Genomic DNA, 12,598 nt, shown 5'->3' with positions numbered 1-12,598 from the left:
AGGTCAACAGACCCTAGTTGCAACATCTGCCTAAGCGCTACCCACTTAGCCGTGACAACGCTTTATATTATCTAAAATAATGCCACTGGCAATAGCCACATTTAAGGATTCGGCGCCACCATAGCCGGCAATGGTGATACGCTCGCTAACGTGCGCCGCCACCGCATCACTGATGCCGTGGGATTCACTGCCCATCACCAATATCCCTTGTCCGCTAAAGTCTGTGTGATGCAGGTTTTGCCCACCTAAAAAGGCGCCGTAGACAGGTTTGTTGCAGCTTGCCAGGTAGGCCGGCAAATCCACTTGATGGCAGGACACGCGAGTAAACGAGCCCATGGTGGCGCTGACCACCTTAGGGTTACAGGGGTCGGCGCAGTTGGTCGACAGCAAGACCTGTTTAAAGCCGTACCAATCCGCAAGGCGAATAATGGTGCCTAGATTCCCAGGGTCGCTGACGCCGTCTAAGGCCAGTTGCCAAGGAGTATCTTCTATTTCCGTCTGAGCGATGGGCGCCACGGCAATGGCATCGTTGTTGGTGACCAGGGTACTGACCTTAGACAAGGCCGTCTCATCGCAGCGGTGCACATCTTTAGCACTTAAACGGCTATTGATCAGTTGCTTATTGGCATTACAGAACTCCTCGCTGGCAAAGAGCTCTAACACGCCATGGTCGCTTTGCAATAGCTCAACCACATTCTTAGTCCCTTGAACTAAAAACTGTTGCTGCTGTTTTCGGTATTTTTTTTGTCCTAATTGACGCAGGTGCTTTTGCTGATTCTTTGAGAGCATGGAGCGTGGCCTTGGCTAATAACAAAGGAGGATCTGCTTATTATACACATGCTTTGCCCCATTGCAGAGTGTAAAAGTAGGATAAGCCCTTGCATCTGTTGCATTATTTGAAACTTAACGCTAAATTAATGAACTGCGTTTTTACCGCCAAAAAGACTAAAAAATGGACTTATCACAAACAGATAGCGTAACTAACACGACACCTCAGTTTGAACCTTACAGCCGTCGCGTCGAGTTTAGTGGCTCAGGGAAAGAGTTTTTCTCAATTTGGATCGTTAATATCGTTTTGACCTTGTTAACCCTGGGGATTTATTCCGCCTGGGCCAAGGTACGTACCTATCGTTATTTTTACGGCCACACCCAGCTCGACGGCCATCGATTTGATTATCTGGCGACGCCGATACAGATCTTAAAAGGCCGCATTCTTGCCTTTATCTTTTTTGTTATTTATATGTTCTGCACCCAGTTTGTGCCCGCGCTGGGCATACTGGCGATTTTTATTCTGCTGTTTTTAACGCCCTGGATCATCAATCAGGGCATGCGCTTTAACATGCGTATGAGCCGTTATCGCAATGTGCGCTTTAACTTTAAGGGCAGTTATGGCGAGGCCTTTGTGGTGTTCTTATTGCTGCCAGTGGCCAGCGTATTCACCCTTTATTTATTGCTGCCGTACGTGTTTAAACGCATGGACCAGTATTTACACAGCCATATTGAGTTTTCCGACACCCCCATTAGTGTCAATACCAAGGGCGGTGAGTATTATTTAGCGGCGCTGATGGCCTATGTTGCCGCCGGCATTATCGCGGTGATCATGCTAGCCGTGGCTGGTGCCTTCGGTTTTGGCCTGGAGGCCATGATCCAAAACCCGGAAATGATGAACGACCAAGCCGGCGCCATTGCTGGGGCTATCGCCATGGTGATGATAATGGTGATCTACTTTGTTGCCTTTGCGGTAGCCACGGGCATTTACCAAACCCATATTCGTAATCACCTGCTTAATAGCAGTGAGTTGAACGGCATTGCCGATTTTAAGTCGGATTTGAAGATGATCGACTACACCCTGTTGGTCTTTACCAATACCCTGGCCATCGTCTGTAGCCTAGGTCTGGCCTACCCTTGGGCCAAGGTGCGCAGCGCCCGCATGCTTAGCGCCGCCACCGAAGTCACCTTCCTGTGCGACCCACAAACCCTGCACGACCAACTGGGCGAACAGCAATCGGCGTTTGGCGAGGAAGCCGCGAACATGTTCGATATCGATCTGTCTTTGGGCTAACGCATGCAGGTCACCGGGTTTTATTACCTACGCAATCAAAGCCACAGTACCGAAGTAACCCTGTGGCTGACGCAAGATAGCAGTTGCGAGCAAGTGCGCATTTACAACGGCGATGAGTTGCTGGTGCAATTTGACCAATACCGTCAGGGGCAACAGATCAGCGGCCTGCCGGTGGAGCTGGTGTTTATTGATGGCAGTCGTTTTGTGCCTCATAACAGCGCTCACCGTTGGCCGTCGGAGTCCACTTGGGATCGCCTCTTGGAACGCATCGAAAAACATAAAACGGCGGTGCTCGGCTGCGTATTGGCAAGCGCGGCGCTCGCCTGGCTGTTGTTTTTTAAGATCATTCCCGCCAGCGCTGCGGTGGTGGCACGCTCCCTGCCGGATTCGGTGGTGCATGCGGCCTCGGAACAAACGCTTAAAGCCCTGGAATACGTGTATCTGGAGCCCACTAATCTGGACGATGCGCAGCAAACCCATATTCGTACCCTGTGGCAAAACCATATTGCAAAAATGGACCAGGCTCCCGAACATTTGGTTCTGCACTTCTACAGTGCCCCGGAGATAGGCGCCAATGCCTTTGCCCTGCCCGACGGTCAGGTGGTCTTAACGGACGAACTCGCGCTGATCCTCAAAGATAACGACACCGCATTGTTGGCGGTATTACTGCATGAAATCGGCCATGTTCATCATCAACATGGCTTGACCCTGGCAGCCCAATCCGCCGGCTCCTCGGTCACCCTGGCACTGATGTTTGGTGACCTGGAAGGCTTTGCCGAGATCATCATGGGTACGGGTTCGGCTTTGATACAACAACAGTTTTCTCGCGATATGGAACGTCAGGCTGATACTTTTGCACTAGAGCAGCTAAGCCAATTAGGCTATCATCGCTCGGCATTTGCCGAGGCCATGCAAGCCCTGGCCCAGGCACACGGGATGGATGAGCGACAGCAAGATTCATTATGGGATTACCTGTCTTCACACCCGGCAATCTCCGAACGCATCGAACGTGCGAACAACACTACGGATTAAAAAATTCTATTAACTCCAAGGAATCATCATGGCTTATGATTTTGGCTCGAAAGGGCTTGGTATAACTAACCCCTTTAAAATTGAAGGGACAATGCGCACCGCAGGTGGTGCCATTATTACCTTGATTGGTTTATTTAGCCTTTTTAAAGTCACCTCTTTAACACAAACCGATATGATCTCGGCCTGGACCTATGCGGCAGTGGGCTTGGTACTTATGATCTTAGGTTTAAAACGCTGTGGTAGCGGTCTTTTCCAACTCTTTAAATTTTTCGTTGGCCGCTCGGTACCCAGCTCTTTGGCGCCAAATCTAAGCAAGAGCGAACAGGAAAACGCGGTACTGGAGCAAAAGAAAGGCTCCCTTGCCTATACGGCAAAAACTCTGGAGTCCATGCTGATGGGTCGTAAAAACGCCACCTTCACCGAGCCTAAAGGCTGGGTGGGTCGTTTTGCTCACTCGGTATTACCTAAGCTGATCTTCTTGCCTTACCCCATGCGTAACGTGGCGCAAGAAGTCATTGGCGTTATTCTGCAGACCATTTTGGCCTTTGTTGCTTTCGGTCTGACCTACTTTGTGTCATCTTCTGGCTTAGCCGGTGAAGCGGGTCATATTATTGTGCCGGTATTCTCGGCCCTGATCCTGGTTTACCTCTTGCTATGTTGGCGCAGTGCCGCCAATGCGGTGAGCCTGAACCGAGTGAAACGCCTTAAAGACGTAGGCGCCGCCTCTTTGGCTAAAATCATTGCCTTCTCGGTGATCTTCCCCGTGGTAATAGGTGTGATTTATAATCAGTTTTTCGCCCCACACAAGGGTGAACTCGAGCAATGGGCACAGTTAACAGAAAAGGTTAGCCTGTTCTCGGCCTGGCCTAGCCTGTTTACCCTGTTGTTCCTAGGTGCGCTTTGCTGTGCGGCGGTGTTCTACCTGATCAATGCCCGTAGCAAGCAAAACGAAGTGGCCACCGAGGTCAGCGAATACCGTGCTAACTTGCAAGAAGAGGTGCACCCGAACGAGATTTTCATCAATATTGAAAGCATCGTACTGGCCAACCGCCGCTATAAAGAAATTCCGAACCGAACCTATATCGACTTCGACCCGGTGCTGAACGAACAAAGCAGCAGCAAGGGTGATTTCCGCGGTGAATTACTGATTGAAACTCAGCCTGAATTTAACCCGCGTCCTGGTAACAAGGGCTTTAATATCACCCGCTTGGTAAGCACCTTTGCGGCGCAGCTGAGTCTGGTTATTGGCTCCTTATTATTCTTCTCACTGGCTGGCGACGCCATCGGCCTGTATCACTTTATCAGCCAGCAAAGCGAGCTGTTACCTGAGTTCACCCGTGCCGCCAACCGCGGTAATATCGAACTGCTACAAAACTGGTTAGGCGATCTTTCTGGCCTGATCGTGGCCGTGCTGAGCACCTTCTTTATGTGGCAAATCTTCAGCACCATAGGTCGTATGCTGGAAAACTTCAGCCATGTATTTTGGGCGGAAATGCAATTTAGCTCTTTGCTGCTGTATTTGAAAACCGAAGGTACCTTCACCGAGTCAAAGATCTCTACCGGTATGTCTATCCATGATTCAACACGCAGCGAAAACGTGGTGATCAAGTCATCAATCACGCCCTGGATCATCAGCTCGCGCATCAGCTCAAGCACCTTCGCCACCAGCGGTGCCGATAACGTTGAAATGCCACGTTACGTCATGGCGATGAAGAAGAACGAACAAGAGCTCAATACCATAGTCGATGAAATTCACAGCTTCTTGAAGGCCCGTGAAAACATCGCTGGCTTCAGTAATACCTCAGATCTGCAAAACGCCGAGAACATCTTAAAGATGAACCAGGTGTCGCGCTCACAGCAAGAAACGCCAACGCTACTGGAAGAGCAAGGCGGTGCCTACCGCGAGCGCCAGCAGCAAGAAGCGGATATGCTCGAAGATAAGAACTAATAAAACGCCCTGCCTAGCAGGGCTTTTTATTGCCCGTTTTATGGCTTCTAGCCTGCTGTTTTTGCAACAATTGTTTACTACTTTGCGCTGCAAATTCACGGCGCCTTAGATATACTGCTGGCTAAACCCTGTAACACTTTGAGGTAAAGCATGCAGCTAGGTCGTGGATTCGAATACTTTTTTAGTGGCTTTCCAATGATCACCGAAAAAGGCCTAAAGCGCTTTGTACTGATCCCCCTGTTGATCAACTTGGTGATTTTCGGCACTTCCCTGTTTTTTATTTATGGCTGGCTGACCGACGCCTTCGCCTGGATTAATACACAACTGCCAGAATGGTTGTCCTGGCTTGAGTGGCTGCTGTGGCCGCTGGCGCTGTTGGTGGTGCTGTTTAGCTACTCGATGATTTTCACCGTGATCACCAACTTTATCGCCGCCCCCTTTAACGGCATTTTGGCGGAGAAAGTGGAATTACATTTAACTGGACAGCGCATCAACGACGATGGCCTGCTTGATACCATGCGTGATGTGCCACGCATGCTTGGCCGAGAATGGACCAAGCTCTGTTATTACCTGCCCCGCGCCATCGGCTTTTTTATCCTTATGTGGTTCCTGCCGGTAATTGGGCAGATCATCTGGGCGCTGTTTACCTGCTGGATGTTCGCCATTCAATATAAGGATTACGCCTTCGATAACCACAAGGTAAGCTTTGGCGATATGAAGCGCGACTTAAATGCGCATCGGGGGCTCTCCTACGGCTTTGGCGCCGGTGTGATGCTCTGTGCCATGATCCCCATCCTCAACATGATAGTGATGCCGGTGGCCGTGTGTGGCGCCACCAAGTTGTGGGTGGAGAATTACCGTAACAATTATCGCGGGCAATAATGATGCAAAGAACCTGGCAATGGACGCTGATGCTGTTGGCGCTCGGTTTTTTTGCGTTTTTGGGATGGATTATCTACCTTGCCAACACCGCACAGACGAGTGTCTTCTTTGATTTGGTCAGAGCACTGCCCTATGGCGATAAGCTGGGCCACTTCGTGCTCTTTGGCACCGCTACCTTGCTGGTGAGCCTGGCCTTAAAAGCCGCGTGCTGGCGCCTTGGTAGAGTAAAAGTGTATTGGGGTGCCTTGGTCGTTTTTGTCTTTGCTCTGTGCGAGGAGATAAGCCAGGCCTTTATTGCCAGCCGTACCTTTGATCTGGTGGATTTAACCGCCGACGTTTTAGGCATAGTCGCGGCCAGTTATCTAGTTAACCTCTTGGTCAAGCAATACAAAAAAAGCCAGAGTTAATCTCTGGCTTTTTTATCAGTTAGCTAAAGACGTTTTGCGGTACACGTAGCACTTGCAGATGTACCGTAACCTCTTCACGGTCGTGATACAGGTGCTTAGCCTGCAGGTTGTATTTTACGCCATACTCATGCAGCTCGTCGCGAATGCGCTGGAGGTTCTCATACACAGTATCAAAGCGCTTTTTCATCGGCAGCTTAAGGTTGAAAATCAACTCCTTCGCAAAACCGTTCACCGCCCAGTCAATCATTAGCTCGGTAACGCGGCTTGGTTTTTCCACCATGTCGCACACCAACCAGTTGATATTACGACGCTCCGGACGGAATTTAAAGCCGTCTTCACGGTAGTGTTTCACCTGACCACTATCCATCAATGCCTGATCCATGGGGCCATTGTCTATGGCCTGCACAAACATGCCACGGCGCACCAATTGATAGGTCCAGCCACCCGGGCAAGCGCCTAGGTCCACCGCCTTCATACCCGAAGCCACACGCTCTTCGCGCTCGTCTTCAGGCACAAACATCATAAAGGCTTCATCCAGCTTAAGGGTTGAACGACTCGGCGCATCTTTAGGGTGGCGAAGACGCGGAATACCCATGTATAAAGGCGAGTTGTTAAAGCTGAATGAATAGCCCACATAAGCTGTATCGCTGGCGATAAACAGCACATGCAGAGTCGGGCGATTTTTAACCTGCTGGCGCAGCAGGGTTTCCTGACCCTCTAATGCTTTGGCCAAGGGGTTGCTGATCTTTTTACAAAACTTAGAAAGCTCTTTGCCCTCGTTGGTATCACAGGTTTCCACGCGCAGTTCACCACACAGTGGGAATGACTTGGCAACCTCACAAATGCTACCGACACGGTCATCGATAGGCATTTTTGCCACTTGCGTGCCAATAAACCACTGGCGAGCAAAGATCATGTCCTTAAACGGGATCTTCTTGATCAGGTATTCGGCTTCATCATGGCTATAGCAATGATATGCCACCAAGGCCGAATTCGGCTTCGTCTTAACATAACCGCCCACACCTAAGTTGCTGGCGTGGTGAGTGATCTCTGCGGCAGCGTCGTTTTCGAAACCGGCGCGACAATAAATAACGATACAGGACATGGTAATGACTTATTTCATTTGTAAAAGTTTAATAACCATCGCCGCCCAGGCGACAATAAAACACAGGCCGCCCAAGGGAGTAATAGGGCCGAACCACTTAATGCCGGTGAGGGCCAAAGCGTACAGGCTGCCACTAAATAATAGGATGCCGGCAAGTATAAAGTAGCCGCTGATATTAAAATGCATACCGAGTTTACCCAGCACACCGATTAAAATAAGCCCAAGTGCATGATACATCTGGTATTCAACCCCGGTTTGAAAGACGCCAATAGCGTACTCCGAGAGCCGACTTTTTAGGCCATGAGCGGCAAAGGCGCCGAGTATAACACCGAGCCCGGCGAAAATCGCGCCCAGCACCAAAAATAACTGACTCATAGCTGCTCCTTAATGAAGTTTACGGCAATCTCTGCCGCCTGTTGCCAATTACCCTCTTGGGTATAACCACTTTTTTTACGCGGCACCAAGGAGTGATCGCCGTCACTGAGCCAATGAATTTGTGCCGGCCGGGTGTCGGCCAGCTGACTCAACTCATCGCGCTTGCCAAAGGTATCCCGCTCTCCCTGAATAACACAAAACGGCACCTTAATATCGCCAAAGTGGGCAACCCTGAGTTTGTCTTTCTTACCTGGAGGATGAAACGGATAGCCAAAGGCAATCACTCCACGTACCTCAGCATTGGCCCCCTCGGCTTGGGCCACCAGCATACTGGCCATGCGCCCGCCCATGGATTTGCCGCCGATAAACACGGGCAAGGCCTCTTGCCGCTGTGTCAGTTGCTCATTAAAACAGGCCAACAGCTTATCGGCACGATCCGGCGGACGACGCTTGCTCTCGGCCTTGGCTTTTTGCATATAGGGAAAATCAAACAAGCCAACGCTAATGCCCTGCGCCGCCATTAAGCGCGCTAATTCCTGCATAAACTCACTGTCCATGCCGGCGCCGGCGCCATGGGCAAAAATAAATTGAGCAATCGGCTGCTCTGCATTAAACCACTGCATTTATAGTTGTTCCTGCTCTTTTTCTACCAAGCCTAACATCCATTCTTTGAAGGACACGATTTTACCCAGCTCGGATTGCGACTCACGAAACACCAGGTAATAGGCATTTTTACTTTCCAAGCTGTGATTAAAGGGCACGATCAAACGTCCGGCATCAATTTCCGGTTTCGCCAGCACCAAGTTCCCCAGTGCCACTCCCTGACCATGGGCGGCCGCTTGCATGGCCATGGACGAGTGGGAAAAAATCGGTCCCTGATTCACCTGCACATTACGCACCCCGGCGGTTTTCATCCACACCTTCCAGGGACGACGGGTGGTATCATGCAGCAGGGTATGATTTTGCAAATCCTGCGGCTCGTTCAGGGGTTTGGGCCCGGTCAGCAACATGGGGCTGCACAGCGGCACCAAATACTCGGTATGCAGTTTGTGGGTTTCCACCCCGCTCCAATGACCGCGGCCATAATAAATCGCCACATCCACATCATCTTGCAGGGAGTTTTCATCCTGATCCTGCGCCTTAATTCGCACATCGATGTCCGGGTGCTGCTCGTTAAACAGGCTTAAGCGCGGAACCAGCCATTGAATCGCAAAGCTCGGGGTCAGGCTTACGGTCAAAGAGCCCTTGGCACCGCGAGCCAGAAGTCTTTCGGTGGCGTCATCCAGCTGTGAGAAGATCTCTTTAATGTCGAGAAAATAGCCCTGGCCTTCCTCGGTCAATAACAAGGAGCGGTTCTTACGTAAAAATAATTTTAAGCCGAGATGCTCTTCTAGGGTTTTGATCTGATGACTCACCGCGGCCTGGGTAACATAAAGTTCTTCCGCGGCCTTGGTAAAGCTTAAGTGCCTTGCCGCGGCTTCGAAAGCCTTGAGTGAATTAAGAGGAGGAAGTCGCCGAGCCATTGCTGATAGATTAGTTTTTTTAATTTGAACTGATTATATACAAAGGCCTTCAAGATGCCAATTTAGTGCACGACAAAGGCCTTCAAGATGCCAATTTAGTGCACGACAAAGGCCTTCAAGATGCCAATTTAGTGCACGACACAGGCCCTCATGTTAACCAAATGAAAATTAATACTAGATTATGGTCTTAGTTCCCCGTACTCTGAGCTTATGAAGTTGTTGTTAGTTGTCTTATTCCTATTCAGCCCAGCCGCCCTTGCCAAACAGAGCATTACCTGGCTGTTGTTAGACGCGCCACCCTTTAGCATGCCAGATGACAGCCCGATTGATGGGGTGTGTGATCGCGTGGTCGATGAAGTGATCAAGCGCACACCACAATTCGAACATCGCCGTCAGCGTGTGCCCCAGGCCCGTATTCGCCAAGCTTTGCAAGACGGCAAGGCTGTATGCCACCCCTGCATGATTAAGCGCGCCAACAGCGCCCTGGTGCGTTACTCGCTGCCAACGCAAATCTACCCGCCGCTTAGGGTGATCACTACCACGGAGCAACAACAAACCTTAACGCGTGCCCATGGTAACCCGATTAGTCTGCACTCGCTGTTTGCCGACCCGGCATTGCGCTACGGGCAAAGTGTGGCACGTAAATACAGCGATGCCATTGAGCTACTCAAAGAGAATATTCAAACCCGACAGGCCATCACCCTGAATTATCGTGGTCAAGATCAGGCCGCCGCCCTCGGCGACATGTTGCACAATAAGCGCATAGACTATGGCATCGACTATCCCTTTGTCGCCGACTATTACAATGACATCAGTGCAGCCAAGGTGCTTGCGACCACCAATATCAGTGGCGTGATGGATGAGCTGGTAAACGGCGCCATCGGCTGTGCCGAAAAGGCAAATAACGACTTCGCTAAGGACGTCCTCGAGGTGATCAACCCCATCCTCACTGAGGAGATTTTGCCAAGCCTTGACTATCGCCAGCATCAGGAGCGCTGGCTGGGCCACTACTTCGAAAATTTTAACGCCAGTTATGAGCAACATATACTGACAAAAAAGCCAGCAACAATGGCTGGCTCTAAAGTACTCAAATAACCCTAAGCTACTTACAGGTCGCTGGCGCTGGTATCTAGGGGCGCAAAGCTTTTGACCAAATCATCGATGGCCTTCATTTGCGTTAAATAACCCTCTAGTTTCGCCAATGGCAAAGCACAGGGACCATCACATTTGGCTTCATTGGGGTTCGGGTGCGCTTCGATAAATAGACCGGCAATACCCAGTGCCATACCGCTGCGTGCCAGCTCTGCGGCCTGGGCACGACGACCATCGGCGCTGTCGCTGCGTCCGCCAGGGCGCTGCAAGGCGTGCGTGGCATCAAAAATAACCGGTGCCATGGCCTTCATGTCATCCATGCCTAGCATATCAACCACCAGGTTGTTGTAACCAAAGCTGGTGCCGCGCTCACATAAAGCGACCTGCTCATTGCCGGCCTCGGCAAACTTGTTGATGATATGGCGCATTTCGTGCGGTGCTAAAAACTGCGGCTTTTTCACGTTGATTACATTGCCGGTTTTGGCCATGGCCATAACCAAGTCGGTTTGGCGTGCCAAGAAGGCCGGCAACTGAATAACGTCAACCACCTCGGCCACGGGGGCGGCCTGATAGGGTTCATGCACGTCGGTGATCAAGGGTACGTTAAAGGTGTTTTTGATTTCCTCAAAGATTTTCAAACCTTCTTCCATGCCCGGACCGCGGTAGGAATTGATCGACGAACGATTGGCCTTATCGAAAGAAGCTTTAAACACATAAGGAATATTTAATTTGTTGGTCACTTCCACATAGTGCTCGGCGATGCGCATGGCGAGATCGCGAGATTCCAACACATTCATACCACCGAACAGTACAAAGGGTTTGTCGTTGGCCAGTTCAATGGCGCCAATATTAATTTGTTTTATGGTCATTTTAAATTCCTTAAGGGGCGACCGACTGCATAATCAAGCCGCAAATATAAGCCATATACGTACCTACGCCGTAACCCAACACCGCCAGCAACACACCAACAGGTGCTAGCGAGGGGTGAAACGCCGAAGCCACAACAGGAGCCGAGGCTGCGCCACCAACGTTGGCCTGCGAGCCCACCGCCATATAAAACAGCGGCGCCTTAATGGCCTTGGCAACGATCAACATCAAGGCCGCGTGAGTCAACATCCAAATGGCGCCAAGGACAAAGAACCAGGGGGTATCTAAAATGGCCATAACGTTCATATGCAAGCCGATGGAGGCCACCAGAATATACAGGAAGCTCGAGGCCACTTTTGATGCGCCAAAGGCTTCGATATGGCGCACTCGGGTAAATGACAGACTAATACCTATGGTGGTTGAAATAACGATTAACCAGAAGAAGGTACTGTTCAAACTGTACTCCTGCGCCCAGGCAAACTGGTCGAAATAAGGCGCCAGAATATCGCCACAGAAATGAGCAAAGCCGGTAATACCAAAGGCGATGGCGATGATGGTCATATAGTCGTTCAGGGTCGGCAGGCGTGCATGCTCGGCATGGTAAGCCTCGACGCGCTGCTTAAGATCTTCAATCGCTGTGGTATCGGCACCGGTTTTGGCATCGATGGCCTTATGGTTACCGGCCATAAGTAACAGCACAGCCATCCAGATGTTGGCAACGATAACATCCACGGTCACCATGGCGGAGAAGATATCTCCACCGACTTCAAACATTTCCTTCATCGAAGCCTGGTTGGCACCGCCGCCTATCCAGCTCCCGGCAATGGTGGTCATGCCGCGCCACACCGCATCAGGGCCATGGCCACCAACCACCTCAGGGTTAATCGCACTCATGACCAAAATGGCCAAGGGGCCACCGATAACTATGCCTATGGTACCGGTTAAGAACATGATCAATGCCTTGGGACCGAGGTTGATAATGGCCTTTAAATCGATACTGATGGTCAGCAAGATCAAACAGGCCGGCAGTAGATAGCGCGATGCCACGTGATACACGCTCTTCGCACTTTTTTCGTCGACCACGCCAAAGGTGTTGAGTAAAGAGGGCAGGAAGTAGCACAGCAGCAAGGCCGGTACGTATTTATAAAACTTTTTCCACTGACGATTTTGGCTGTGGGCAGTTTTAAAAATGACCCCGAGAATAATGGCTAGCAATCCCATCACCACGGCGGGGTTGCTGATCATAGCCTCAGCAGGTTGATCCATAATGATTCCTTATTAGGGTCTGTTGACCTTTGTTATTTT

13 protein-coding genes are annotated in these 12,598 nt (G+C 50.6%); 6 read left to right on the top strand and 7 right to left on the bottom strand.

Translation table 11 applies throughout. The features are described 5' to 3' along the window. Positions 1 to 45 precede the first annotated feature (45 nt). Positions 46 to 789, bottom strand: a complete 744-nt coding sequence (locus tag C2M36_RS11740) for an RNA methyltransferase (protein ID WP_105255052.1) — start codon at positions 787 to 789, stop codon at positions 46 to 48. Positions 790 to 952: 163 nt separating this feature from the next. On the opposite strand from C2M36_RS11740, the gene C2M36_RS11735 reads away from it, so the two are divergent. From C2M36_RS11735 to C2M36_RS11715, 5 genes are all read left to right on the top strand, one after another. Further along, entirely contained in the window at positions 953 to 2,062 is a 1,110-nt protein-coding gene (locus C2M36_RS11735) for a YjgN family protein (protein WP_105255051.1), read from the top strand. Between the two features lie 3 nt (positions 2,063 to 2,065). Then, the gene (locus tag C2M36_RS11730; RefSeq protein ID WP_105255050.1) at positions 2,066 to 3,094 is read left to right on the top strand and encodes a M48 family metallopeptidase; all 1,029 of its coding nucleotides are present in this window, start codon (positions 2,066 to 2,068) and stop codon (positions 3,092 to 3,094) included. Between the two features lie 28 nt (positions 3,095 to 3,122). Next, complete coding sequence (locus tag C2M36_RS11725) at positions 3,123 to 5,042, top strand: hypothetical protein (protein ID WP_105255049.1); 1,920 nt, start codon at positions 3,123 to 3,125, stop codon at positions 5,040 to 5,042. Positions 5,043 to 5,192: 150 nt separating this feature from the next. Beyond that, entirely contained in the window at positions 5,193 to 5,924 is a 732-nt protein-coding gene (gene cysZ / locus C2M36_RS11720) for a sulfate transporter CysZ (RefSeq protein WP_105255048.1), read from the top strand. Continuing rightward, positions 5,924 to 6,331, top strand: a complete 408-nt coding sequence (locus C2M36_RS11715; protein WP_234399166.1) for a VanZ family protein — start codon at positions 5,924 to 5,926, stop codon at positions 6,329 to 6,331. The genes cysZ and C2M36_RS11715 overlap by 1 nt, the downstream gene beginning before the upstream one ends. Positions 6,332 to 6,350: 19 nt before the next feature. Here the strand turns inward: C2M36_RS11715 and rlmM are convergent, their stop codons facing one another. From rlmM to C2M36_RS11695, 4 genes are read right to left on the bottom strand one after another with little or no spacing between them, the layout of a single operon-like run. Beyond that, on the bottom strand, positions 6,351 to 7,436 hold the full coding sequence (rlmM, locus tag C2M36_RS11710) for a 23S rRNA (cytidine(2498)-2'-O)-methyltransferase RlmM (protein ID WP_105255047.1): 1,086 nt from the start codon (positions 7,434 to 7,436) through the stop codon (positions 6,351 to 6,353). Positions 7,437 to 7,445: 9 nt separating this feature from the next. Beyond that, positions 7,446 to 7,811, bottom strand: coding sequence for a DUF423 domain-containing protein (locus C2M36_RS11705; protein ID WP_105255046.1), 366 nt, complete (start codon positions 7,809 to 7,811; stop codon positions 7,446 to 7,448). Continuing rightward, on the bottom strand, positions 7,808 to 8,434 hold the full coding sequence (locus C2M36_RS11700; RefSeq protein ID WP_105255045.1) for an alpha/beta family hydrolase: 627 nt from the start codon (positions 8,432 to 8,434) through the stop codon (positions 7,808 to 7,810). The genes C2M36_RS11705 and C2M36_RS11700 overlap by 4 nt, the downstream gene beginning before the upstream one ends. Next, positions 8,435 to 9,334: a transcriptional regulator GcvA gene (locus tag C2M36_RS11695; protein ID WP_105255044.1), complete on the bottom strand. Its 900-nt coding sequence runs from the start codon at positions 9,332 to 9,334 to the stop codon at positions 8,435 to 8,437. Between the two features lie 210 nt (positions 9,335 to 9,544). On the opposite strand from C2M36_RS11695, the gene C2M36_RS11690 reads away from it, so the two are divergent. Continuing rightward, complete coding sequence (locus C2M36_RS11690; protein ID WP_105255043.1) at positions 9,545 to 10,429, top strand: hypothetical protein; 885 nt, start codon at positions 9,545 to 9,547, stop codon at positions 10,427 to 10,429. 11 nt (positions 10,430 to 10,440) lie between these two features. On the opposite strand, the gene kdsA is transcribed toward C2M36_RS11690, so the two are convergent. Continuing rightward, positions 10,441 to 11,295, bottom strand: coding sequence for a 3-deoxy-8-phosphooctulonate synthase (gene kdsA, locus C2M36_RS11685; RefSeq protein WP_105190414.1), 855 nt, complete (start codon positions 11,293 to 11,295; stop codon positions 10,441 to 10,443). Between the two features lie 10 nt (positions 11,296 to 11,305). Beyond that, entirely contained in the window at positions 11,306 to 12,559 is a 1,254-nt protein-coding gene (locus tag C2M36_RS11680; RefSeq protein WP_105255042.1) for a DUF819 family protein, read from the bottom strand. Positions 12,560 to 12,598: the final 39 nt, after the last annotated feature.

The organism is Pseudoalteromonas sp. T1lg75, from assembly GCF_002964705.1.
Lineage (GTDB): Bacteria > Pseudomonadota > Gammaproteobacteria > Enterobacterales > Alteromonadaceae > Pseudoalteromonas.
The sequence above is the reverse complement of the archived record's forward strand: the minus strand, read 5'-3'. Positions and strand labels throughout refer to the sequence as shown.

Bases quoted from the DNA above. Each gene is read 5' to 3' on its own strand.
- C2M36_RS11740 (WP_105255052.1), bottom strand. From the start codon at position 789: ATGCTCTCAAAGAATCAGCAAAAGCACCTGCGTCAATTAGGACAAAAA.
- C2M36_RS11735 (WP_105255051.1), top strand. From the start codon at position 953: ATGGACTTATCACAAACAGATAGCGTAACTAACACGACACCTCAGTTT.
- C2M36_RS11730 (WP_105255050.1), top strand. From the start codon at position 2,066: ATGCAGGTCACCGGGTTTTATTACCTACGCAATCAAAGCCACAGTACC.
- C2M36_RS11725 (WP_105255049.1), top strand. From the start codon at position 3,123: ATGGCTTATGATTTTGGCTCGAAAGGGCTTGGTATAACTAACCCCTTT.
- cysZ (WP_105255048.1), top strand. From the start codon at position 5,193: ATGCAGCTAGGTCGTGGATTCGAATACTTTTTTAGTGGCTTTCCAATG.
- C2M36_RS11715 (WP_234399166.1), top strand. From the start codon at position 5,924: ATGATGCAAAGAACCTGGCAATGGACGCTGATGCTGTTGGCGCTCGGT.
- rlmM (WP_105255047.1), bottom strand. From the start codon at position 7,436: ATGTCCTGTATCGTTATTTATTGTCGCGCCGGTTTCGAAAACGACGCT.
- C2M36_RS11705 (WP_105255046.1), bottom strand. From the start codon at position 7,811: ATGAGTCAGTTATTTTTGGTGCTGGGCGCGATTTTCGCCGGGCTCGGT.
- C2M36_RS11700 (WP_105255045.1), bottom strand. From the start codon at position 8,434: ATGCAGTGGTTTAATGCAGAGCAGCCGATTGCTCAATTTATTTTTGCC.
- C2M36_RS11695 (WP_105255044.1), bottom strand. From the start codon at position 9,334: ATGGCTCGGCGACTTCCTCCTCTTAATTCACTCAAGGCTTTCGAAGCC.
- C2M36_RS11690 (WP_105255043.1), top strand. From the start codon at position 9,545: ATGAAGTTGTTGTTAGTTGTCTTATTCCTATTCAGCCCAGCCGCCCTT.
- kdsA (WP_105190414.1), bottom strand. From the start codon at position 11,295: ATGACCATAAAACAAATTAATATTGGCGCCATTGAACTGGCCAACGAC.
- C2M36_RS11680 (WP_105255042.1), bottom strand. From the start codon at position 12,559: ATGGATCAACCTGCTGAGGCTATGATCAGCAACCCCGCCGTGGTGATG.